Here is a 22,599-nt window from a genome sequence, read left to right as displayed (position 1 = left end):
CGCGGCCGTCCCCTTCCCCAGGGACGACCGCGCCGCGGTTCGTGGACGATCAGCTGCAGCCGCTGGTGCTGCCGCAACCCTCGCAGACGTGGCAGGAGCCAGCCGGCCGCATCTTCGTGCCGCAGGTCATGCACAGCGGGCTGTCGACCGCCGCACCCGTGATCTCCTCCAGCAGCTCGGCCGAGGTGTGCGCCTGGCCGGTGGCCGGACGCGCCGTCTCGATCTGGACCGCCACCGCGTCGGCGTCGGCGATCTGCGCCTCGGCCTTCAGCTCGGCGGCCTGCTGCGGCGACGCGCCCGCGGGCTCGTCGGTGACCAGCTCGGCGGCCGTGGAGCCGTCACCCTTGGCCGGCTCGTACGAGCCGGTGTCCAGGTAGCGCTGACGCTCGTCGACCGAGAAGATCGACATCGCCGAACGGGTGTCGAAGTCGATGTAGTCCAGCGCCAGGCGGCGGAAGACGTAGTCCATGATCGACTGCGCCATGCGGACGTCCGGGTCGTCGGTCAGGCCGGCGGGCTCGAACTTGAGGTTCGTGAACTTGCTCACGAACGTCTCGAGCGGCACGCCGTACTGCAGGCCGATCGACACCGCGATGCTGAACGCGTCCATCACGCCGGCCAGGGTCGAGCCCTGCTTGCCGAGCTTGAGGAAGATCTCGCCCAGCGTGCCGTCGTCGTGGGCACCGGAGGTCATGTAGCCCTCGGCACCGCCGACGCTGAAGCTCGTGGTGATCGACGCACGCGACTTCGGCAGGCGGCGACGGATCGGCTTCTCGACGATCTTCTCGACGACCTTGACCTCGGCCTGGGGCGCCTCGGCCGACGTCTTGTCGTCCTGCGACTTCTGGCTGGACAGCGGCTGGCCGACCTTGCAGTTGTCGCGGTAGACCGCGAGCGCCTTCAGGCCGAGCTTCCAGCCCTGGAAGTAGACGTCGGCGATCTCCTCGACCGTGGCGGTCTCGGGCATGTTGACCGTCTTGCTGATGGCGCCGGACAGGAACGGCTGGCAGGCCGCCATCATCCGCACGTGGCCCATCGGCTTGATGGCACGCTCGCCGACGGCGCAGTCGAAGACCTCGTAGTGCTCGGGGCGCAGGCCCGGCGCGTCGATGACGTGACCGTGCTCGGCGATGAACTCCACGATCGCCTCGATCGTCTCGCCGGTGTAGCCCAGCTTCTCCAGCGCGGCCGGGACCGTCTGGTTGACGACCTGCATCGAGCCGCCGCCGACGAGCTTCTTGAACTTGACCAGCGAGAAGTCGGGCTCGATGCCGGTGGTGTCGCAGTCCATCATGAAGCCGATGGTGCCGGTGGGCGCCAGGACCGAGGCCTGCGAGTTGCGCCAGCCGTTCTTCTCACCGATCTTCAGGTTGGCCGCCCACTGCTTGGTGGCCTCCTTCTGCACGGCGATGTCCATCGCGTGCTTGGTGCGGATCTCGTCGTTGGCCGCCTGGTGCTTGCGCATGACGCGCTGGTGGCCGTCGACGTTGGCCGCGTAGCCCTCGTAGGCGCCGACCACACCGGCCAGCTCCGCGCTGCGGCGGTAGGACGTGCCGGTCATCAGCGAGGTGATCGAGCCGGCGAGCGCACGGCCGCCGTCGGAGTCGTACGCCAGGCCCGAGGCCATCAGCAGGGCGCCGAGGTTGGCGTAGCCGATGCCGAGCTGGCGGAACTTGCGGGTCGTGTCGCCGATCGCCTCGGTCGGGAAGTCGGCGAAGCAGATCGAGATGTCCATCGCGGTGATGATGAACTCGACGCTCTTGACGAACTTCTGCGTGTCGAAGGTGCCCTCGGTGGTGAGGAACTTCAGCAGGTTCAGGCTGGCCAGGTTGCAGCTGGAGTTGTCCAGGTGCATGTACTCGCTGCACGGGTTCGAGGCGGTGATGCGGCCCGACTCCGGCGTGGTGTGCCAGTCGTTGATGGTCGAGTCGTACTGGATGCCCGGGTCGGCGCAGGCCCACGCGGCCTGGGCCATCTTGCCCCACAGCTCGCGGGCGTCGATCTCCTCGATGACCTCGCCGCTGGTGCGGGCGCGCAGGCCGAAGCCGGTGCCCTCCTCGACGGCCTCCATGAACTCGTCGTTCACGCGCACCGAGTTGTTGGCGTTCTGGTACTGGACGCTGGTGATGTCCGAGCCGCCCAGGTCCATGTCGAAGCCCGCGTCACGCAGCACGCGGATCTTCTCCTCCTCGCGCTCCTTGGTCTCGACGAACTCGACGATGTCGGGGTGGTCGACGTCGAGCACGACCATCTTCGCGGCGCGACGGGTGGCACCACCGGACTTGATCGTGCCGGCGGAGGCGTCGGCGCCACGCATGAAGGACACCGGGCCCGAGGCCGTGCCACCGGAGGAGCGGAGCAGCTCCTTGCTGGAGCGGATGCGCGAGAGGTTCAGGCCGGCACCGGAGCCGCCCTTGAAGATGAGGCCCTCCTCGCGGTACCAGTTCAGGATCGAGTCCATCGAGTCGTCGACGGCCAGGATGAAGCACGCGCTCACCTGCTGCGGGCTGGACGTGCCCACGTTGAACCACACCGGGCTGTTGAAGCTGAAGACCTGGTGCAGGAGCATGTACGTCAGCTCGTGCTCGAAGATCTCGGCGTCGACGTCGCTGGCGAAGTAGCCGAAGTCCTTGCCGGCCTTCACGTACGTCAGCACGACGCGGTCGAGCAGCTGGCGCAGGCTCTGCTCACGCTCGGGGCTGCCGACGGCGCCGCGGAAGTACTTCGTGGTGACGATCGTGGAGGCGTTGAGGCTCCAGAAGTCGGGGAACTCCACGCCGCGCTGCTCGAAGACGGTCTCGCCGGTCTTCCAGTTGGTCTGGACGACATCGCGTCGCTCCCACGTGGCCGCGTCGTACGGGTGCACGCCCTCGGTCGTGTGGACGCGCTCGATCTTGAGGCCTGCCTTGGAGGACTTGCGGCTGGTGCGAGGGGCGGGTCCCGAGTTCCCGCCGACCGTCTCGGTCATGTGGTGCTCCTGTCCTGGTGTGCTGCGTGAGGTTGGTGTGGCTCTGTGGTGAAGATGACTGAGTGTGGAGAGAGTGGGGCGTCGAACGGACCGGAACGGGTCAGGACCCGTGGTCGGACGACTGGGGGGACGACGGCCGGGTCGACGCGTCGAGCACCTGCTCGATGTCGGCGTGGTCGGCGATCAGACCGGCGATCTCGGCGACGAAGTCGTCGGCGGAGTCGAAGGACTTGTAGACCGAGGCGAAGCGCAGGTATGCCACCTCGTCGAGGTCGCGCAGCGGCTCGAGGATCGCCATCCCGATGTCCTGGGTGTTGATCTCGGCCTGGCCCGAGGCGCGGAGGGCGTCCTCGACCTGCTGGCCGAGGCAGGCCAGGTCGTCGGTGGACACCGGACGGCCCTTGCAGGCCTTGGCGACGCCCGCGATCGCCTTCTCGCGGACGAACGGCTCGGTGGCCCCGGAGCGCTTCACGACCATGAGCTGCATCTGCTCAATCGTGGTGAAGCGCTTCTCGCACTGCGAGCAGGCGCGGCGTCGGCGGATGGAGCCGCCCTCGTCGGCCACGCGCGAGTCGAGCACGCGGGTGTCGGTGTTGCGGCAGAACGGGCAGTGCATCGTCTTCCTCCTCGCGTGGGCAGACCCGGGTCCCCGTGGACGAACCTGGGGACGAGCTGTGGACATCTCCGCACAGGGTGTGGGCAACAGGGGGAAGCCTGTGGACCTATATGTGGAGAATCACATCCGTGTAACTACTAGATGTAGTGGTTACTGTACGCGGCGCATCGACGCCAAGCAACAACTTCGCAAAGAAGTCCGACAGAAACGGGATCGGGCCCTGATCGGAGGACGTTTGCGCAGGTCAGGGCGGGGTCTGGAGATTTCGAGTCGCGGATTCCGGGCGTGTCGGCGAACATCGAGGGGTCACCCCCAACAGCCAGGCCCCCACGGGGCAGCGCCGGACCGAAGGGAGCCACGATGTCCCACGACCACCTGCTCCGACCGGCCCCTCGATGACCTCTCAGATCACGATGGTCCTGCCCCTCTCGCCCGAACTGCGATCGGCGCGCCTGAACGCCCTCGCCTCGGTCGCCGTGCGCCTGCGCGACGTCGGCGCCGCGCGGGTCGCGGTCGACCAGGCACTCGCGCATCCTGACGCCGCCACCCACGACCTGCTCGCCTCCACCGCACGCATCGCGGGCCTCGCCCCCGGGCACGAGGCCGAGCCTGAGGACGGCAACCACGTCCTGACCACCCTGGCCGCCTGCTGCCACCCCGCACTGCCCGAGGCCGCCCGGATCGCGCTCATGCTCACGACCGCCGCCGGACTGCCCGTCCCCGACACGGCCGGCGCGTTCTCGGTTCCTGACGACACGATGGCGCAGCGGATCGCCTGGGCCGAGAACCGTGCCCGCGGGGCTCTCGGTGCCGCCATCCCCGAGCGCGAGGCGGAGAGCCACCTCGGCCGGGTGCTCGACGTGCTGCTGCTGATCTTCGACGACGGCATCGTCCACCCGAACTACTCCGTGGACCTGCCTCGCGAGGCACTCGAGACCGCGCGTGCGGTGGTCCAGCTGTTCCCCGACGAGCAGGAGCCGAAGGCGCTGCTGGCCCTCATGCTGCTCACCCGCGCCCGCCGCGACGCCCGCCTGGACGACGACGGCAGCCTCCGGGCGCTCTCGCGCCAGGACCGCAGCCTGTGGCGCCAGGACGAGATCCAGGAGGGCCTCTTCCTGCTCCGCGGCAGCCAGCGCGACGGCCGCACGGGCCCCTATCAGATCCGTGCGTCGATCCAGGCCGCCCACGTCACGGCTCACGAGGCGAGGGACACCGACTGGAACCGCCTGTTGGCCCTGCACGACCGGCTCATGCAGGTCTCCCCGTCCGACGCCGTGGCGCTGGGCCGGGCGTGCGCGGTCGCGGAGGTGCACGGCCCCGAGACGGCCCTGGAGAGCGTCGAGCGACTGGGCCTGGACAACCACCTCTTCCACGCCACGCGGGCCGAACTGCTGCGCCGGCTCGACCGCACCGATGAGGCCGACCGCGCCTGGAGCGCGGCCGTCGCGCGGGTGCGCAGCGCCACCGAGCACCAGCGGCTGCGCGGCGAGCTGGAGCGCTAGGCAGGTCACATCCGCTGCGGTTGCGAGCGGTGGCGAGCGCCCTACGGTGGAGGCATGGCCACCAAACCCAAGTACACGGTTCCCGGTCTCAGCATCGCCGATGGCGAGAGCATCGCGAAGACGCTGCAGGACCGGTTGAACGCACTCAACGACCTGATGCTGACCCTGAAGCATGTGCACTGGAACGTCGTGGGTCCCCACTTCATCGCCGTGCACGAGATGATCGACCCGCACGTCGTGGAGGTCCGCGACATGGTCGACGAGACCGCGGAGCGCATCGCCACTCTCGGCGCGGTGCCCCTGGGCACGCCCGCCGCGATCGTCGAGGGCCGGTCGTGGGACGACTACCCCCTCGGCCGGGCCACCACCACCGAGCACCTCAAGGCCCTCGACCAGGTGTACATCGGCCTGATCGACGACCACCGCAAGGCGCAGGCCGCCGTCGCGGACCTCGACCCGGTCACCGAGGACATGGTCATCGGGCAGATCAGCACGCTCGAGCTGTTCCACTGGTTCGTGCGCGCGCACCTCGAGAGCGCCGGCGGCGATCTCAAGAGCTGACCGCACCACCCCGAAAACGCACGTCTGCCCCGGTCCACGACCGGGGCAGACGTCTGTCCGGCTCAGACCAGAGTGTGGGGATGGGCCTGGTGGCCCTGCGCCCGACGGTCCTGAAGGACCGCGACCCCGTGCCCCGCGAGCGCGGCGAGGACCTGCAGCGCCATGGAGGTGACGACGACCGCTACCGCGAGCCACCAGTAGACCGGGCCCTCCCCCAGACCGCTCAGCAGGACGAGGGCCAGGGAGGCGAAGCCCAGGACTCCCCCGGCCACGACCCATGCCAGGGCGCCCATGTCGGCGGGGCGCACCCGCTGCCAGACGTATCCGGCCACCGCAAGGGCCAGCAGCAGGCCGACGGCGATCGGGGTCGAGATCTCGGTCAGGGCACTGCCGAGCCAGACCGACGGAGTGTCGACGCCGTGGGCGCCGTCACGGACCGGCACCAGCCACGTGACGGCACTGGCTGCCAGCAGCAGGCCGGCACGGCTGAGCACCTGACCACGGAACCTGGTCATCACGTGGATCTGGTGACCATGGGCGACGATGGCCATGGGCGAACCTCCTCGACGTCGGTGTCACGACTCACGCTACGCCGCCGCGGTCCGGATCGGGCCGACTCGGCGATGAACGCGTGTCGAACACGCGGGACCACCCGCGAGAAGACGCACACGGCGCCCACCGGCCCCTTCCCCGAGGCATCGATGGGCGCCGTGTGCGGGCGCGGTGGAGCGGGAGCTCAGTCCTGGACGGGAACCGCCAGCGTGGAGCCGATGGGCAGCGGCGCGCCGTCCTCGAGGGCGTTGAGCTTGACGATCTCGTCGACCGTGGCGCGGATGTCCGCGTTCGGACGCGCCTCGGCGGCGATGCTCCACAGGGTCTGGCCCGGCTGCACCGTGACGGTGGTGACGATGCCCGGGTCGGAGGCCGATCCCGTGGCCACGACGGCCGACCCGAAGACGATCACCAGCGTCGTGATGATCGCGAGCGCCACCGCGACGATGGCGACGCGGCCCCGACCCGTGAGACGCACGGGCGTCGAGGGCGCCGCCGCGGCGGACGCGTACGTCGTACGGGTGACGACGGGACGGCGCGCCAGGTCGAGCGGGGCGAACGGGGTGTGGTCGAGGGTGATGCTCATGATGGCCTCCGGGGAAGTTCGGCAGTGTCGCGCGGCGTTCGATTCGATCACGTGTTCTATCGAACACATGAACGACTGTACGACGGAGCTCCGACAAAATCGAACACCGTCGAAAACTTGTTCGAACGGCGTGTCGTGCGGCGCGCGCTCCGCGCCGTTAGCGTCGGGGCATGTCGATCGTCCGCACTTTCCTCACCGCCTGGCGCCAGGCCTCCGCCCGCCAGGCTCCCCTGCTGGCCGCGGGCGTGGCCTTCTACCTGTTCCTCTCCCTGTTCCCCGCGCTGATCGCCGCCGTGTCGATCTACGGCCTGGTGGCCGACCCCGCGACCGTCGCCGACCAGACCGCGCGGATCTCCGACACCCTGCCCGCGGACGCCGCCTCCTTGATCAACGGGCAGATCGAGCAGCTCACCTCGGCGCCGTCGAGCTCGCTCGGGCTCGGCGCCGTGATCGCGATCGTGCTGGCCGTGTACGCGGCATCGGGCGGCATCGGCAACCTCGTCACCGCGATCAACCAGCTGTACGGACTCCAGGACACCCGGTCCTTCATCGCGCGCAAGGCCCTCGCCCTCGGGCTGACCGCCGCCGGGGTCGTGTTCGGGCTGGTCGCCATCTCCCTCGTCGCGGTGGTGCCCGCTGTCCTCGACGTGGTGGACGTCGTGCCGGGGTTCCGCCTGCTCGCCAACGCCCTCCGATGGGTCGTGCTCGCGGGCGGCATCACCATCGCGATCGGCGTGCTCTACCGCGTCGCGCCCGACCGGCCGTCGACGAGCGGCATCGTCAACCGGGGCGTGCTGATCGCGGCCGCCCTGTGGCTGCTGGTCTCCTTGGGCTTCTCGCTCTACGTCGACCTGTTCGGCAACTACTCGAAGACCTACGGAGCGCTGGCCGGTGTCGTGGTGCTGCTGCTGTGGCTCTGGATCGGCATGTACGCCATCTTGCTCGGCGCCTGCGTCGAGGCCGCCCGCGAGCACATCGTCACCAGGGAGACCCTCAGCGAGGACGAGCACCTGGCGCGCCAGCGGTCGCAGGACGCCGAGGTCGCCGCAGGCCTCGACCGGTTCACCGAGGAGCTGGACGACAAGCTGCGCCACTGAGGGCACGGCCGAGGCTTGGTACCTTGGGAACAGCGTCGCGTGCCGGTGGCAGTCCGTGCCAGGCATGGAGGCGTGGGATCCGAAGGAGTCGACGATGACCTCGTCGCTGCCTTCGCCCTCGCGTGACTGAGGGCGAGAAGACCAGGCTGATCGCCTGGAGCCGGGAGCTGCGCCGTGTCCACGCGCGGCTGCGCGAGGCGTTGACAGTGACGCGTGCCGCCGTCGCCGCGGGCGAGGCCGCCGGCCCCGCGACGCGCGACCTGCTGCTGTTCTGCCACGGCTTCTGCACGGCCCTCTCGGGCCACCACCGGGCCGAGGACCACGAGCTGTTCCCCGCGATCGCGGCCGCGCACCCCGACCTGGCCGACACCCTGCGCCTGTTGCGCCAAGACCATTCGATGATCGAGTACCTCGTCACCGGCCTGCGGGACGCGGTGGACCGCTCCGCCTCGGCTGCCGAGCTCGGCCGGCACCTCGAGGGCATCGCCGCGGTCATGGAGAGCCACTTCCGTTTCGAGGAGCGCCGGCTCCTCTCGGTCCTGGAGACGCTGGAGCTCGACGCCGACTCCCATAGCGCCCTCGGGCCGCTGTGAGCCCCGCTCAGCCGAGGAGTCGGCCGAGCAGGAAGGCGATCGCGCCGACCACCACCACGAGCGCGATCGCACCGCTGACCAACTCGACCGGCCCGAGGCCGTGGTCGGGCACCCCGTGCTGACGCAGGTCGACCTCGAAGTCCGGCAGCAGCAGCTGCAGGTCGACGGTGGCGTGGTCGGCGACGCCGTGCTCGCGCAGCACCTCGCGGGCGCAGGCCTCGACCTGCGCCAGATCATCGACGGTGGACGTGCCCACCCCGGACACGTCGACCGTCCACCGGTCGCCCTCGCGCGTTCCCACCACCACATAGCTCACGTCCCACACCCTAGGCCACGGGCGGACACGCCGAGTCGAACACGTGTTTGATCCGCGGCTCCGCCGGGACTACGGTCGGGGCATGAGCGAGAACCTGGACGAGCCGGTCGACCTGACCGGGCTGACCAAGCGTCAACGGCGCATCCTGGTGTTCCTGAAGGACCACATCGAGTCCCACGGCTACCCGCCGAGCATGCGCGAGGTCGGCGCCGCGTGCGATCTCGCCAGCACGTCCTCCGTCTCGCACCAGCTCCGCATGCTCGAGCGCAAGGGCTTCATCCGTCGCGATCCCAACCGGCCGCGCGCGCTCGAGATCTACCTCCCCGACTCCAAGCCCGCGATACGCTCGCGTCCGGCCGAGGTCGACGAGACCGGCAGCGGCGACGCGGTCCCCCAGCCGGCCTACGTGCCGATGGTCGGACGCATCGCGGCCGGTGGCCCGATCCTGGCCGAGGAGCGCGTCGAGGAGGTCATGCCGCTGCCCCGCTCGCTCGTCGGCGACGGCACCCTCTTCCTGCTCGAGGTCAAGGGCGACTCGATGGTCGAGGCCGCGATCTGCGACGGCGACTACGTCGTGATCCGCCAGCAGCAGGTCGCCGAGAACGGCGAGATCGTGGCCGCCATGATCGACGGCGAGGCCACCGTGAAGACCCTCAGCCGCAAGAACGGCGAGGTCTGGCTGCTGCCGCAGAACGCCTCCTACGACCCGATCGACGGCACCGACGCCCAGATCATCGGCAAGGTCACCGCGGTCCTGCGCCGGGTCTGACGGGCTCTGCCTGACCGCCAGGCGTCAGTCGGCCGGCTCGACCGGACGCGAGGCCCACGCGCTGGCGACCATGTCGTCGAGCGTGTGGGTCAGCTTCCAGTCGAGGTCGCGCGCCGCGAGGGCGCCTGAGGCCACGATGCGGGCCGGGTCGCCGGGACGACGTCCCATCACCTCGGGCTCGAACGCGATGCCCGTGGCGTCGGAGACCGACTGCATGATCTGGCGCACGGAGACCCCCTCGCCGTTGCCCAGGTTGTAGACCCGCTCGAGCTCGTTGCCGGCCAGCAGCCGGCGCACCGCGGTGACGTGCGCCTCCGCGAGGTCGGCCACGTGCACGTAGTCGCGCACGCAGGTGCCGTCGGGGGTCGGGTAGTCGTCGCCGAAGATCCGCGGGCGGTGTCCCTGGGCGAGGGCCCGGATCACCAGCGGGAAGAGGTTGTGCGGGCTCGAGTCGTAGAGGTCGGGCTCACCCGATCCCACGACGTTGAAGTAGCGCAGCGACGTGTGGCGCAGCCCCGTGGCGTGGGCCTGGTCGCGGATCATCCACTCCCCCACGAGCTTGGACTCGCCGTAGGGCGACTCCGGCCGGGTGGCGGTGTCCTCGGTGACCGTCTCCACGTCGGGGGTCCCGTAGACCGCCGCCGTGCTGGAGAACACGATCGCGTTGATGTCGAGCCGCTCCATGGCGCGCAGCAGGCTCAGCGTGCCCCCGGCGTTCTGACGCCAGGTGTGGGCGGGCCGCTCGACCGAGACCCCGGCGTACTTGAACGCGGCCAGGTGGATGACCGCCTCGATGTGGTGCTCGGCGAGCTGGTCGACCAGCTGCTTCGCGTGCAGGACGTTGAGGTCGATGAACGGGACCTCGGGTCGCACGAACTCGCGGTGGCCGCTGGAGAGGTCGTCGACGACGACCGACTCCAGGCCGGCGCGCTCGAGGGCCCGGACGACGTGAGCACCGATGTAGCCGGCTCCGCCGGTGACCAGGATCGCCATGCTGGCAGCCTAGGACGCCGGGCTACTGCCGGAACTTCAGGGTGCCCACGGACTTGTTCTTGCCCCGCGTGACCTTGACGGTCTTCGGACCGGAGAACCCGCGCGAGATGCCGCGCCACGAGTCGGCGTTGACGACGATGCGGTAGCGCCCCGACGTCAGGCCGGTGACCTTGAAGCGGCCGCCGCCGTCGGTCATCGCGGTGCGGTAGACCTTCTTGCCGTCGGTGGAGGTCAGGCGGATCATCAGCTCGGTGCGCGGCTTGACCTTGTTCGCCGTGACACGACCGCTGACCGAGCCGCCCTTGTAGTTCTTCAGGCCGACGCGCATCGACGAGCCCTTGACGTACACGCGCTTGTACGTGCCGGACGTCCAGGCCCGGCAGTGCTGGCGGTACATCTTGTAGTTCTTGGCCTTCCACTTCTCGAACCCGCGATCGAGTCCGTTGAAGTAGCCGTCGTTGTTCTTGTAACGGCTCTTGTACCAGGCGTGGCAGCCGGTGCGGCGGCCCATCTCGAACCAGTAGTAGCCCTCGCCCAGACTCACCTGGCGGCCGCTGCCGGCACGGACGACGTCGGACGCGAGGATCGCGCGGCCCGTCGCGTACTCGCGGATCGTCAGGTAGCGGTCGACCTTGGCCGAGCTGGAGCGGCCCTGGTAGCCACCGGCGATGACTGAGACCTTGGTGCGGTGCCGGCCGATGTTCTGCACGCGGCCGGAGAGACCACCGTTGGGCAGCTGGAGCATGCGGCCCGTGGAGCTGGCCTCGGCACGCTGGTTGACCATCGTGTGGCACGAGCCCCAGCCGCGGTCGTTCGCGCCGAACCACAGGCCACCGGCGGGCTTGACGGCGTAGATGCGGTTGCCGGAGGTGGGCAGGAACCCGACCTCGTAGCGACCGCTGGAGTTGGTGCGGGTGCGTCCGTAGACGTTGGCGCAGGACATGAAGTCCAGGTCGCGCAGCACGCGCGAGGAGCGGGACCAGTAGGGAGGACGGCCCACGATGGTGACCTCGGAGCCGGCGACCGGCTTCGAGCCGTTGACGACCTGGCCGCGGATCGACGCGTAGCGCGCGTTGGCCACGTAGCGGTACTTCCCGCCGCGGGTGACGCGGATCGTGGTGCCCGCGCTCATGTCACGTGCGCCGCCGGCGAAGGCGCCCGCGCCGTTGCCACGGAACCACCACGAGCGGCGCTCGCCGCCGGAGGTGCCGATGATGTGCAGCTTGTAGCTGGCGGACGGGGAGTTGTTCGCCCCCATGCGGACGCGGAAGGAGAAGCGGCCGCCGTTGCGCTCGACGTCGTTGGCGGTGGAGATCAGCACGTTGCGGTTGCGCGAGCCCAGGCGCCAGAGCTCGACCTTGACGCCGGTGGCGGCCGCGCCGCCGGTGCGGGCGACGGTGCCGGAGATGGTGCCGTAGGTGACCTTGGCCTGCTGCGTGATGGGGCGCGCAGCCGCGCCACTCATCCGCACGACCGCCTTCGGCTTCGCGCGCCACGTCGTGTTGCGGAAGGTGACGTACCTCGACGACCGGGCCTTGACCTTGAAGCTGCGCTTCTGGGAGGAGACGCCGTCGACCCAGATGTGGCCCTTGCACGTCTTCTTCTTGGTGCAGCGCGCCCAGACGGCGCCGTACCCGGCGTCGGTCATGGCCACGAGGGCGGTCTTGGTCGACAGTGTGCCCGCGGCCTGCGCAGGTGCGACGGCGACGAAGAGAGATCCGACGAGCGCCAGGCATGCAGCGGCGAGCGAGGGAAGACGGAACGGCATGGGATCCCCGAGCTGGTTGAGCGATGAGTCGGGGCCACGGTATCAAACCGAGGCCTGATTCCCCGCCTTCGCCGTTTCGTCGAGGCGGCGCAGTGCCGCGGTGACCACAGATCGGTCGGTGGTCCGCCACAGCGGCGGCAGGGAGGAAGCCAGGAATCCGCCGTACCTCGCGGTGACCAGGCGCGGGTCCAGGATCGCCACCACGCCGCGGTCGGTGGAGCGCCTGATCAGGCGTCCGACCCCTTGGGCCAGCAGCAGCGCGGCGTGCTGCGCGGCCACCTGCATGAAGCCGTTGCCGCCGCGACGCTCGACGAGGCGCTGGCGGGCGCTGCTGAGCGGGTCGTCGGGGCGCGGGAACGGGATGCGGTCGATGATCACGAGGGTGCACGTGTCCCCCGGCAGGTCGACGCCCTGCCACAGGCTCAGCGTGCCGAACAGGCACGCGCTCGGCTCCTCGGCGAAGCGGCGGGCCAGCTCGGGCAGCTGGGCGTCGCCCTGGCAGAGGATGTCGAGGTCGGGCAGCGACTCGCGAACGTACTCGGCCGCCCGCTCGGCGGCGCGCCGCGAGGAGAACAGCCCGAGGGTGCGGCCGCCGGCCGCCTTCACGAGGGCGGTGATCTCGCCCAGCTGCTCGGCCTCGAGCCCGTCGCGGCCGGGCGCCGGCAGGTGGCGCGCGACGTAGAGGATGCCCTGGCGCTGGTAGTCGAAGGGCGAGCCGACGTCGAGACCGGTCCAGTTCTCGCCCTTCATGTCGAGCCCGAGGGACGCGGCGACGGGACCGAACGAGCCACCGAGGGTGAGCGTCGCGCTGGTGAGCACGACGGTCTTCTCGCCGAACAGCTTCTCGCGCAGGGCGCCCGAGACGTCGATCGGCGCGATGCGCAGGTGCAGGCCGGTGCGGCCCTCCCCCAGCCACAGCACCTCGGTCTCGCGACCGGCGGCCATGCGCTCGGCCACGCTGCGGACGTCGTCGATCGAGGTGCGCGCCTGCTGGCGGCCGGGATCGGCCTCCTCGCCCTTCTCCTTGGTGAAGTTCGAGAAGCACGCACGGGCGCTGTCGCGGACGAGGGCGAGCGCGCCGGCGAGGGCGGGCTCGATCGCGTCGATGCGGCCGGGCTGGACGTGCGTGAGTGCATCGGCGAGGGCGTCGGCGGCGTCACTGAGGTCGTCGGCGGTGCCCCCGTCGTCGAGGTACGACCGGGCCCGGCGGGCGGCTCGCTCGATGAGGCCGGGGTCGAGCTCGTCGGTGGACGCCTGGGTGACCCGGGCGGCGAGCTCGTGCGCCTCGTCGACCACCACGGCGTCGAACTCCGGGAGCATCGGGATGCCCTCGATCGCGTCGATCGCGAGCATCGCGTGGTTCGTGACCACGACGTGGGCGTTGGCGGCGTCCTCGCGGGCCCGCTCGGCGAAGCACTCGGCGGCGTACTCGCAGCGCGCGGCGCCGAGGCACTCGCGCGAGGAGACGCTGACCTGGCGCCAGGCGCGCTCACCGTGGGTGGGCGCGCCGTCGCGGTCGCCCGCGTGGCCGCCCTGGGCCTGGTCCTCGGCCCACTCGCGCAGCTGCACGACCTCGGCGCCCAGCGAGCCCTCGGGGACCTCGACCAGGACGCCCTGGTCGTCGGGTGCGCCCTGGCGGACCCGGTGCAGGCACGCGTAGTTGGCGCGGCCCTTGAGCACGGCGTGGTGCGGCACCGTGGACATCGTGCCGCGCGCTGCCTCCTTGAGGGCCGGGATGTCGCGCTCGACGAGCTGGTGCTGCAGGTTGAGCGTGGCCGTCGCGATCACGACGCGCTTGTCGTGCAGCAGCGCCGGCACGAGGTAGCCCAGCGACTTGCCGGTGCCGGTGCCGGCCTGGACCAGCAGGTGACGCTCCTCGGACAACGCCTTTGCGACCGCCTCGGCCATCGCGACCTGCCCGGGGCGCTCGGATCCGCCCACCGCCGCGACGGCGGCACCGAGAACGTCGGTCACACCGGGTCGGGAGGGCATGGCAGAACGCTACCTGTCCGCCGGAGCCGCGGACTCACCGATCCACAGGGACCGGTTCAGTGGGCCCGGGCGAACTGCTCGAGCTCGGCGGCGAGCTCGGGGTGGACGCGCGCGACGACGTGCGTGCCGTCGGCGACGTGCTCGAGCTGCTCGATCTCGGCGTGCAGGTGCAGCTGGTTCACGAGGTCGCCGCGCGAGTACGGCACCACCGCGTCGACCAGCACCTCGGGCACCGGCAGGTCGGCCTCGATCGCGTTCAGCAGCTCGTCGATGCCCTCACCCGTGCGGGCGCTCACGACGACCGCGTGCGGCTCGCGGGCCAGCAGCGCCTTGAGCACCAACGGGTCCGCCTGGTCGGCCTTGTTGATGACGATGACCTCCGGGACCCGGACGGCCTCGATCTGCGCGAACACCTCACGGACCGCGGCGATCTGGCCCTCGGGGTCGGGGTGCGACCCGTCGACGACGTGCAGGACGAGGTCGGCGTCGGCCACCTCCTCGAGGGTGGAGCGGAACGCCTCCACTAGCTGGTGCGGCAGGTGCCGGACGAAGCCGACGGTGTCCGAGAGCGTGTAGACGCGTCCGTCCGATGTCTCGGCGCGACGCGTGGTGGGATCGAGGGTGGCGAACAGCGCGTCCTCGACCAGCACGCCCGCACCGGTCAGCCGGTTGAGCAGGCTCGACTTGCCGGCGTTGGTGTACCCGGCGATCGCGACCGACGGGATCTTGTTGCGGCGGCGCTCGGCCTTCTTGGTCTCGCGGGTGCCGCGCAGCTCCTTGAGCTCGCGGCGCAGCTTCGCCATCTTGGCCTGGATGCGGCGGCGGTCGGTCTCGAGCTTCGTCTCACCGGGACCACGGCCGCCGATGCCCTCGCCGCCCGCGGCCTGGCCGCCGGCCTGCCGGGACAGGTTGCCGCCCCAGCCGCGCAGGCGCTGGGTCTGGTACTGCAGCTGCGCCAGCTCGACCTGGGCCTTGCCCTCGGCGCTCTTGGCGTGCTGGGCGAAGATGTCGAGGATCAGCGCCACGCGGTCGACGACCTTGACCTTGACGCGGTCCTCCAGGTTGCGCAGCTGGCTCGGCGCCAGCTCGCCGTCGCAGATCACGGTGTCGGCACCGGTCGCGCGCACGGCCTCGCGCAGCTCCTCGACCTTGCCGCTGCCGATGTAGGTGGCGGGGTCGGGCTTCTGGCGGCGCTGGATGAGCGCGTCGAGCACCTCGGAGCCGGCCGTCTCGGCCAGCGCCTTGAGCTCGGTCAGGGAGTTCTCGGCGTCCTTGACGGTGCCTTCGGTCCACACGCCGACGAGCACAACGCGCTCGAGCCGCAGCTGGCGGTACTCGACCTCGCTGATGTCCTCGAGCTCGGTGGACAGTCCGGCGACACGGCGCAGCGACGAACGGTCCTGCAGGTCCATCTCCCCCTGCTGGAGGTCGGGACGGGTCTCGTCGCTCATCCGCGCCACTCCATCGTTCCGCCGGCCACGATCCGGGCCGGTCCCCGCAGGACGGTGCGCTCCGGCTCGACGGTCACGTGCAGGGTTCCGCCGGGCACGTCGACCCGGTACTCGGTGGGATCGTGTGCTCCGTCGGCACGCGCGGTGGCGATCGCCGCGGCGCACGCCCCGGTGCCGCAGGAGCGGGTCTCGCCCGACCCGCGCTCGTGGACGCGCATCCCCACGTGGTGGGTGCCGCGTCGCTCGACGAACTCGATGTTGACGCCCTCGGGGTAGACCGACTCGGAGAACGCGGGCTGCTCCAGCAGGGTGCCGGCGTCCTGCACGCGGTCGACGAACGCGACGGCGTGCGGGTTGCCGGTGTGCACCTCGAGCGCCTCCCAGGTCTGGCCGGCGGCCGAGACCTTGGAGTGCGTGCCGGTGGTGAAGGCCCCCATGTCGACAGCGATCTCGTCGCCGACGACGGAGAGGAACTTCAGCCCGTCGCGCGTGTCGATCGGGAACTCCGGCCCCTCGACGAGACCCTGCTCGAGCAGGTGGCGCGCGAACACGCGGATGCCGTTGCCGCACATCTGGCTCAGCGAGCCGTCGGCGTTGCGGTAGTCCATGAACCACTCGGCGGGCGAGTTGTGGCCCAGCGCGGTGCAGCGCACGACGCGCATGACACCGTCGGCGCCGATGCCGCGGCGCCGGTCGCACAGGGCGGCCACGAACGCCGGGTCGAGGTCACCGTGGAGGGTGCCGTCGTGGTCGGGCAGCAGCACGAAGTCGTTCTCGGTGCCATGCCCCTTGAACCACGTGAATTCCATGTCCCCAGCCTACGGGTGATCGACGAGTGCCACCGCGCGCCCGAGCAGGTCGGGATCGTCGAACGGCAGCCAGTGGATGCGCGGGTCCTTGCGCATCATCCGGTCCTGACGCCGCGCGAACCGCCGGGTGCCGGACTTCGTCTCGGCGCGCGCCTCGTCCTCGGTCAGCTCACCGGCCAGCATCGCGAGCACCTGCTGGTAACCGAGCGCCCGCGAGGCCGTGGGCGAGGCCGCGAGGCCGGGCAGTCCCCTGATCTCCTCGACGATGCCGTCGGCCCACATCGCGTCGACGCGGGCGTCGATGCGCGCGTCGAGCACGTCCCGCGGCACGTCGAGCCCGATCATCACGACCTCCGGGTAGATCGACACCGGTTCGGGCATCGTGGCCGCGAACGGCTCGCCCGTCAGCTCGCCCACCTCGAGGGCACGGACGATCCGGCGCCCGTTGGTGGGCAGGATGGCCGCGGCGGCCCGCGGGTCGCGCCGGGCGAGCTCGGCGTGCAGCGCCTCGGGACCGACGTCGTCGAGGCGCTCGGCCCACCGCGCGCGCACCCGCGGGTCGGTGCCCGGGAAGTCCAGCGGATCGATCGCGGCGCGCACGTACAGCGACGAGCCGCCGACGAGGATCGGCACCGCGTCACGATCACGGATCTGCTCGATGGCGGCGCGCGCCGCCCGCTGGAACGCCGCGACGCTCGCCTCCTCGGAGTGGTCGAGGACGTCGAGCAGGTGGTGCGGGACCCCGGCGCGCTCCGCCTCGGTGGCCTTCGCGCTGCCCACGTCCATGCCGCGGTACAGCTGCACGGAGTCGGCGTTGACGATCTCACCGCCCACGGCGCGAGCCAGGCCGACCGAGAGCCGCGTCTTGCCCGAGGCGGTCGGACCCACGACGGCGACGACGGGACGGCTCGGTCTCATGGGGCCAGTCTTTCAGGCGGGGGCGGGCGACCCGAAGTACCGTGACGTGCGGGACCGCCGGGCGGTCCCTCCATCGACGAGAGGGGCACCCATGGGCTTCCTGGACAGGTTCAAGGGCAAGGACGCCGAGCAGCTGGTCGACCGGGCCAAGGAGGAGGCGGCGCGGCACGACGAGGACATCGACGCCGCGATCGACAAGGTCGCGGACCTCGCCGACAAGGCCACCGACGGCAAGTTCACCGAGAAGATCGACGACGCGGCGGCCAGGCTCAAGGAGGCCGCGGACCGGCTCGACGAGGACCCGACGACCTGAGGAAGCGCTGGCAGTGACGTTCCCGGGGTCCTCTACGGCGTGTCGGCCCCGGAAACGTCACGCTCAGGGGTCTCGCGATACCGGCGGCCGGCCCAGACGAAGTAGGCCAGCGCCAGGCAGAACACCACGATCGAGGTCCAGATGTTCAGCCGGAACGGGCCGATGTGGTTCACCGTGTCGATCCGCAGCGCCTCGATCCAGCCGCGCCCGAGCGTGTAGAGCATGACGTAGAGCGCGAACACCCGGCCGTGCGTCAGGGCGAAGCGCTTGCCCAGCCACACCAGCAGCGCCGCGGCCGCGAGGTTCCACAGCGCCTCGTAGAGGAACGTGGGGTGGAACGTGGCGAACTGCTCGTAGCCGTCGGGACGGTGCTGCTCGGAGATCTCCAGACCCCACGGCAGCGTGGTGGGACGCCCGAAGAGCTCCTGGTTGAAGTAGTTGCCGAGCCGCCCGATCGCCTGCGCGACGAGAAGGCCGGGTGCCAGGGCGTCGGCCATCTTGAGGAAGTCGATGTCGTACCGGCGGCAGGCGATCCACGCGCCCAGGCCGCCGAACGCGATGGCGCCCCAGATACCCAGGCCGCCCTCCCAGATCTTCAGCGCGTCGATCGGGTCCCGACCGTCGCCGAAGTAGAGCTGGGGGTCGGTGAGGACGTGGTAGATCCGTCCGCCGATGATGCCGAACGGCACGGCCCAGATCGCGACGTCGCCGATCGCGCCGGGGCGGCCGCCGGCCGCGACGAACCGGCGGTCGGCGATCCAGATCGCGGCGAAGACGCCGGCGATGATGCACAGCGCGTAGGCCCGCAGGGGCAGCGGCCCGAGGTGCCAGACGGCCTGTTCCGGCGAGGGGATGAAGGTGGCGATGGTCATGTCAGTCCCGTTCCACGCCGGTGCGCAGGTCGGTCACGAGGTCGCGGATGGCGGCGAGCCCGGAGGCCTCGTCCGGCTGGTCGAGCAGGCAGCGCACGAGCGCCGATCCCACGATCACCGCGTCGGAGAACTCGGCGATCTCGTGGGCCTGGGCACCGTTGCTGACGCCGAGCCCCACGCCGACGGGCTTGTCGGTGACCTTGCGCAGGCGGCCGACGAGCTCGGGCGCGAGACTGCTGGTCTGCTCACGCTGTCCGGTGACGCCCATGACCGCGGTGGCGTAGATGAAGCCGCTGGCGGCCTCGGCCGTCATCGCCAGCCGCTCGTCGGACGACGACGGCGACACGAGGTAGATGCGGTCCAGACCCTGCTCGCGGGAGGCGCGCTCCCAGTCGACGGCCTCGTCGGGAATGAGGTCGGGCGTGATGAGCCCCGCTCCCCCGGCGGCGGCGAGGTCGGCGGCGAACCGGTCGACTCCGCGGCGCTCCACCGGGTTCCAGTAGGTCATCACGACGGTGGGCGCGCCGGCGGCCGAGGCCTGCACGACGCGGAAGACGTCGTCGACCCGGGTGCCGTTGACGAGGGCGGCCTCAGCGGCGGCCTGGATCGTGGGCCCGTCCATCACGGGATCGCTGTAGGGCAGGCCCACCTCGACCAGGTCGACCCCGGCCTCGATCATGGCGCCGATGGCGGCGATGGAGCCGTCCACCGTGGGGAACCCGGCGGGCAGGTAGCCCACGAGGGCCGCGCGGTTCTCGGCGCGCGTGCGCTCGAACAGTTCGTCGATCACCGTCATCGGTCCGTCTCCGCCCGGTCGTTCTCGTCCAGCAGGCCGAAGTACTTCGCGGCGGTGTGCACGTCCTTGTCGCCGCGGCCCGAGAGGTTGACCAGGATCGTGGCGTCGGGACCCATCTCCTTGGCGAGCTCGACCGCGCCGGCCAGCGCGTGCGCCGACTCGATCGCCGGGATGATCCCCTCGGTCTTGCACAGCAGGTCGAACGCGGACATCGCCTGAGCATCGGTGGCAGGCCGGTACTGGGCCCGTCCGATGTCGGCCAGGTGCGCGTGCTCGGGGCCCACGCCCGGGTAGTCGAGGCCGGCGCTGATCGAGTGTGACTCGATCGTCTGGCCGTCCTCGTCCTGCAGCAGGAACGAGCGCGCGCCGTGGAGCACGCCGACCTCGCCGGCGGTGATCGTGGCGGCGTGGCGACCAGTCTCGAAGCCGTCGCCGCCCGCCTCGATGCCGATGAGCCGCACGCTCTCGTCGGGCACGAACGCCGTGAAGAGGCCGATCGCGTTCGATCCGCCGCCCACGCAGGCCACGGCCGCGTCGGGCAGCTTCCCGGTGAGCTCGAGGACCTGGGCGCGGGCCTCGTCGCCGATGCCTCGCGTCAGCTCACGCACCATCGTCGGGAACGGGTGCGGGCCCGCGGCGGTGCCGAAGAGGTAGTGCGTCGTGTCGACCGTGGTGACCCAGTCGCGCAGCGCCTCGTTGATCGCGTCCTTGAGGGTGGCGCTGCCCGTGGTGACCGGGATGACCTCGGCGCCCAGCATCTGCATGCGGGCGACGTTGAGCGCCTGGCGCTCGGTGTCGACCTGGCCCATGTAGACGGTGCAGTCCAGGTCGAGGTAGGCGCACGCCGTGGCGGAGGCGACACCGTGCTGACCGGCCCCCGTCTCGGCGATGCAGCGCGGCTTGCCGATGCGCTTGGCCAGCAGCGCCTGCCCGATCACGTTGCGGATCTTGTGGGCGCCGGTGTGGTTGAGGTCCTCGCGCTTGAGCAGGATGCGCGCACCGACGGCCCGGGAGAACCGGTGCGCCTCATACAGCGGGCTGGGCACGTTGGCGTACTCGCGCAGCATGCGGTCGAGCTCGGCGCGGAACGCCGGATCGGCCTGGGCGGCCTCCCACTCGCGGGTGATCTCGTCGAGCGGGGCGATCAGGGCCTCGGGCATGAACCGGCCGCCGAAGCGGCCGAAGTGGCCCGGACCGTCGGGAAGCGCCGATCGCGACGGCGATCGGCCGGAGGTGTCAGTCATGGTCGTCCTGGGTGAGGGGTCGGCGGGGAGCTGGTGGTCTCAGCTCGGCTGCCATCGGTGCTGCAGGGCCGGGTGGGAGCCGGCCGCGACCAGGTCCGCCACGGTGGCGCGGGGATCGTCGCCCCTCACGAGGGTCTCGCCGACGAGCACGACATTGGCGCCGAAGCGCGCGTACTCGATCACGTCGTGCGGTCCACGGACACCGGACTCGGCGACCTTCACCACCGAGTCGGGGATCCGAGGGGCGAGGCGCTCGAAGGTGCCGCGGTCGACCTCGAGGGTCTTGAGGTTGCGGGCGTTCACGCCGATGAGGTCGGCGTCGGCCGCGAGGGCTCGGCGCACCTCGGCCTCGTCGTGGACCTCGATCAGCGGGGTCAGGCCGATCGACCGGGCACGGTCGATGAGCGACTCCAGCGCGTTCTGGTCGAGAGCGGCCACGATGAGCAGGGCCATGTCGGCGCCGGCGGCGCGCGCCTCCCAGAGCTGGTACGACGTGGTGATGAAGTCCTTGCGGAGCACCGGCACGTCGACCTGGCCACGCACGGCGCGCAGGTCGTCGAGGGTGCCGTTGAAGCGACGCTGCTCGGTCAGCACGCTGATCGCGGCGGCGCCGCCGGCCGCGTAGTCGGCGGCGAGCTGGGCCGGGTTCTTGATGTCGGCGAGTGCACCCAGGCTGGGACTGGACCGCTTCACCTCGGCGATCACCGAGACGCCCTCGGCGCGGAACGCCGGCATGGGATCCAGGGCCGGCGGCTGCTTGTCGGCCTGACGCTTGAGGTCGTCCAGGGAGACCCGGCTCTGACGCTCGGCCAGGTCCTCGGCCACCCCCGCGAGGATGTCGTCGAGCACGGTCATCGCACTCTCCCTTCCCCTGTCGGGACTCGGCTCCGAACTGACCTCCAGCGTATCCCCGCACCGTCACCAAGCGGCACGCACCCTCCGTTTCGAGACAGCATCACTGGCAGGATCGATGTTCCGCACGGTGTACGGAGCGGCGCATCCTCCCTATGCTCGCCTCATGTCGACCAACGAGCCGCCCACCGGACCCGACCCGGAGACCCCGGGTGGTCCTGTCCCGCCCCCGCCGCCGTCCTACGGCGGCCCCGCCTACCCGCCGCCCCCGCCCGGTGACGCCTCCGGCGGCGGCTACCCGCCTCCGCCCGGGGGGTCCGGCTACGGCGGTGGCTACCCGCCTCCGCCCCCGGGCGGCTCGGGCTTCATCGAGCCCTTCAGCCCGACCGACGCGATCGGCTACGGCTGGCGCAAGTTCTCCTCCAACGCGGGCCAGTGGATCATCGCCGGACTGGCGATCTTCGCCGTCTCGGTGATCTTCGGCGTCTTCAGCTTCCTGGTGCAGCCGGACATCGACGCGACCGAGACCAACCCGTTCGCCGGTTTCAGCTTCGCCAGCATCGTCGTGAACCTGCTCTCGACGCTCGCGACGTACGTGATCTCCGCGTTCATCTACCGCGGCGCGCTCGACGAGACCGAGGGCCGGCCGTTCTCCCTCGCCGACACGTTCTCGCGGGTGCCGATCGGACCGGTCATCCTGACGTCGCTGCTGGTGTCGATCGGCATCACGATCGGCCTCGTGCTGTGCGTCCTGCCGGGCGTCATCTTCGCGTTCCTGTCCTACTTCGCCCTGCTGTTCGTGGTGGATGAGAACCAGTCCCCGGTCGATGCCATCACGTCGAGCGTGAAGCTGGTGTCGGCCAACCTCGGCCAGGCCCTGCTGCTGGCGCTGCTGAGCTTCGTGATCGTGCTGATCGGTGCGTGCCTGTGCGGCGTCGGCCTGCTCGTGGCCTACCCCGTGGTGACGATCGCCACGGCGTACGCCTACAAGAAGTTCCGCAACCAGCCGGTGGCGGCCTGATGCTGTGAGA

At 70.7% G+C, this 22,599-nt stretch carries 22 protein-coding genes; 7 read left to right on the top strand and 15 right to left on the bottom strand.

Features of this window, described 5'->3' with window-relative positions; all coding sequences use genetic code 11:
* Positions 1-49: 49 nt before the first annotated feature.
* Positions 50-2,968, bottom strand: coding sequence for a vitamin B12-dependent ribonucleotide reductase (locus ACY1JX_RS16725; protein WP_462564669.1), 2,919 nt, complete (start codon positions 2,966-2,968; stop codon positions 50-52).
* 100 nt (positions 2,969-3,068) lie between these two features.
* A complete protein-coding gene (gene nrdR / locus ACY1JX_RS16720; protein ID WP_286928274.1) occupies positions 3,069-3,584 on the bottom strand; it encodes a transcriptional regulator NrdR in 516 nt (171 codons plus the stop codon).
* Positions 3,585-3,979: 395 nt separating this feature from the next.
* Between nrdR and ACY1JX_RS16715 the strand changes: the two genes are divergently transcribed.
* Complete coding sequence (locus ACY1JX_RS16715; RefSeq protein WP_462564668.1) at positions 3,980-5,086, top strand: RNA polymerase sigma factor; 1,107 nt, start codon at positions 3,980-3,982, stop codon at positions 5,084-5,086.
* Positions 5,087-5,140: 54 nt separating this feature from the next.
* Positions 5,141-5,647, top strand: a complete 507-nt coding sequence (locus tag ACY1JX_RS16710) for a Dps family protein (RefSeq protein WP_181756085.1) — start codon at positions 5,141-5,143, stop codon at positions 5,645-5,647.
* 62 nt (positions 5,648-5,709) lie between these two features.
* Here the strand turns inward: ACY1JX_RS16710 and ACY1JX_RS16705 are convergent, their stop codons facing one another.
* Together ACY1JX_RS16705 and ACY1JX_RS16700 are read right to left on the bottom strand one after the other, a co-directional pair.
* The gene (locus ACY1JX_RS16705) at positions 5,710-6,198 is read right to left on the bottom strand and encodes a hypothetical protein (protein WP_462564667.1); all 489 of its coding nucleotides are present in this window, start codon (positions 6,196-6,198) and stop codon (positions 5,710-5,712) included.
* Positions 6,199-6,383: 185 nt separating this feature from the next.
* Positions 6,384-6,785 carry a LysM peptidoglycan-binding domain-containing protein gene (locus ACY1JX_RS16700; RefSeq protein ID WP_462564666.1) on the bottom strand — a complete coding sequence of 134 codons (402 nt, stop codon included), beginning with the start codon at positions 6,783-6,785 and terminating at the stop codon, positions 6,384-6,386.
* 170 nt (positions 6,786-6,955) lie between these two features.
* On the opposite strand from ACY1JX_RS16700, the gene ACY1JX_RS16695 reads away from it, so the two are divergent.
* On the top strand, positions 6,956-7,882 hold the full coding sequence (locus tag ACY1JX_RS16695) for a YihY/virulence factor BrkB family protein (RefSeq protein ID WP_462564665.1): 927 nt from the start codon (positions 6,956-6,958) through the stop codon (positions 7,880-7,882).
* 122 nt (positions 7,883-8,004) lie between these two features.
* Complete coding sequence (locus tag ACY1JX_RS16690) at positions 8,005-8,475, top strand: hemerythrin domain-containing protein (protein ID WP_462564664.1); 471 nt, start codon at positions 8,005-8,007, stop codon at positions 8,473-8,475.
* A gap of 7 nt (positions 8,476-8,482) precedes the next feature.
* On the opposite strand, the gene ACY1JX_RS16685 is transcribed toward ACY1JX_RS16690, so the two are convergent.
* Positions 8,483-8,791 carry a hypothetical protein gene (locus tag ACY1JX_RS16685; protein ID WP_181756090.1) on the bottom strand — a complete coding sequence of 103 codons (309 nt, stop codon included), beginning with the start codon at positions 8,789-8,791 and terminating at the stop codon, positions 8,483-8,485.
* A gap of 82 nt (positions 8,792-8,873) precedes the next feature.
* On the opposite strand from ACY1JX_RS16685, the gene lexA reads away from it, so the two are divergent.
* Complete coding sequence (lexA, locus tag ACY1JX_RS16680) at positions 8,874-9,560, top strand: transcriptional repressor LexA (RefSeq protein WP_462564663.1); 687 nt, start codon at positions 8,874-8,876, stop codon at positions 9,558-9,560.
* Positions 9,561-9,584: 24 nt separating this feature from the next.
* On the opposite strand, the gene galE is transcribed toward lexA, so the two are convergent.
* Genes galE through miaA form a run of 6 tightly spaced genes read right to left on the bottom strand, consistent with a single transcriptional unit; the run spans position 9,585 to position 17,491 of the window.
* Entirely contained in the window at positions 9,585-10,553 is a 969-nt protein-coding gene (gene galE / locus ACY1JX_RS16675; RefSeq protein WP_462564662.1) for a UDP-glucose 4-epimerase GalE, read from the bottom strand.
* 22 nt (positions 10,554-10,575) lie between these two features.
* Positions 10,576-12,321, bottom strand: coding sequence for a hypothetical protein (locus ACY1JX_RS16670; RefSeq protein ID WP_462564661.1), 1,746 nt, complete (start codon positions 12,319-12,321; stop codon positions 10,576-10,578).
* A gap of 42 nt (positions 12,322-12,363) precedes the next feature.
* Entirely contained in the window at positions 12,364-14,313 is a 1,950-nt protein-coding gene (locus ACY1JX_RS16665) for an ATP-dependent DNA helicase (protein ID WP_462564660.1), read from the bottom strand.
* 56 nt (positions 14,314-14,369) lie between these two features.
* Positions 14,370-15,764, bottom strand: coding sequence for a GTPase HflX (gene hflX, locus ACY1JX_RS16660; protein WP_462564659.1), 1,395 nt, complete (start codon positions 15,762-15,764; stop codon positions 14,370-14,372).
* Entirely contained in the window at positions 15,761-16,573 is an 813-nt protein-coding gene (gene dapF, locus ACY1JX_RS16655) for a diaminopimelate epimerase (RefSeq protein ID WP_181756095.1), read from the bottom strand. The genes hflX and dapF overlap by 4 nt, the downstream gene beginning before the upstream one ends.
* 9 nt (positions 16,574-16,582) lie before the next feature.
* Positions 16,583-17,491: a tRNA (adenosine(37)-N6)-dimethylallyltransferase MiaA gene (gene miaA, locus ACY1JX_RS16650; RefSeq protein ID WP_462564658.1), complete on the bottom strand. Its 909-nt coding sequence runs from the start codon at positions 17,489-17,491 to the stop codon at positions 16,583-16,585.
* Positions 17,492-17,582: 91 nt separating this feature from the next.
* Here miaA and ACY1JX_RS16645 point away from each other — a divergent pair, with 91 nt between their 5' ends.
* Positions 17,583-17,804: an antitoxin gene (locus ACY1JX_RS16645; RefSeq protein ID WP_462564657.1), complete on the top strand. Its 222-nt coding sequence runs from the start codon at positions 17,583-17,585 to the stop codon at positions 17,802-17,804.
* Positions 17,805-17,836: 32 nt separating this feature from the next.
* Here the strand turns inward: ACY1JX_RS16645 and lgt are convergent, their stop codons facing one another.
* From lgt to trpC, 4 genes are read right to left on the bottom strand one after another with little or no spacing between them, the layout of a single operon-like run.
* Positions 17,837-18,676: a prolipoprotein diacylglyceryl transferase gene (lgt, locus tag ACY1JX_RS16640; RefSeq protein ID WP_286928250.1), complete on the bottom strand. Its 840-nt coding sequence runs from the start codon at positions 18,674-18,676 to the stop codon at positions 17,837-17,839.
* A gap of 1 nt (position 18,677) precedes the next feature.
* The gene (gene trpA, locus ACY1JX_RS16635; RefSeq protein ID WP_286928249.1) at positions 18,678-19,472 is read right to left on the bottom strand and encodes a tryptophan synthase subunit alpha; all 795 of its coding nucleotides are present in this window, start codon (positions 19,470-19,472) and stop codon (positions 18,678-18,680) included.
* Positions 19,469-20,716 carry a tryptophan synthase subunit beta gene (gene trpB, locus ACY1JX_RS16630; protein ID WP_462564656.1) on the bottom strand — a complete coding sequence of 416 codons (1,248 nt, stop codon included), beginning with the start codon at positions 20,714-20,716 and terminating at the stop codon, positions 19,469-19,471. The genes trpA and trpB overlap by 4 nt, the downstream gene beginning before the upstream one ends.
* A gap of 39 nt (positions 20,717-20,755) precedes the next feature.
* Complete coding sequence (trpC, locus tag ACY1JX_RS16625; RefSeq protein WP_286928245.1) at positions 20,756-21,571, bottom strand: indole-3-glycerol phosphate synthase TrpC; 816 nt, start codon at positions 21,569-21,571, stop codon at positions 20,756-20,758.
* 163 nt (positions 21,572-21,734) lie between these two features.
* On the opposite strand from trpC, the gene ACY1JX_RS16620 reads away from it, so the two are divergent.
* The gene (locus ACY1JX_RS16620; protein ID WP_286928244.1) at positions 21,735-22,589 is read left to right on the top strand and encodes a DUF2189 domain-containing protein; all 855 of its coding nucleotides are present in this window, start codon (positions 21,735-21,737) and stop codon (positions 22,587-22,589) included.
* Positions 22,590-22,599: the final 10 nt, after the last annotated feature.

The organism is Aeromicrobium sp. JP4, assembly GCF_054957925.1.
The sequence above is the reverse complement of the archived record's forward strand: the minus strand, read 5'-3'. Positions and strand labels throughout refer to the sequence as shown.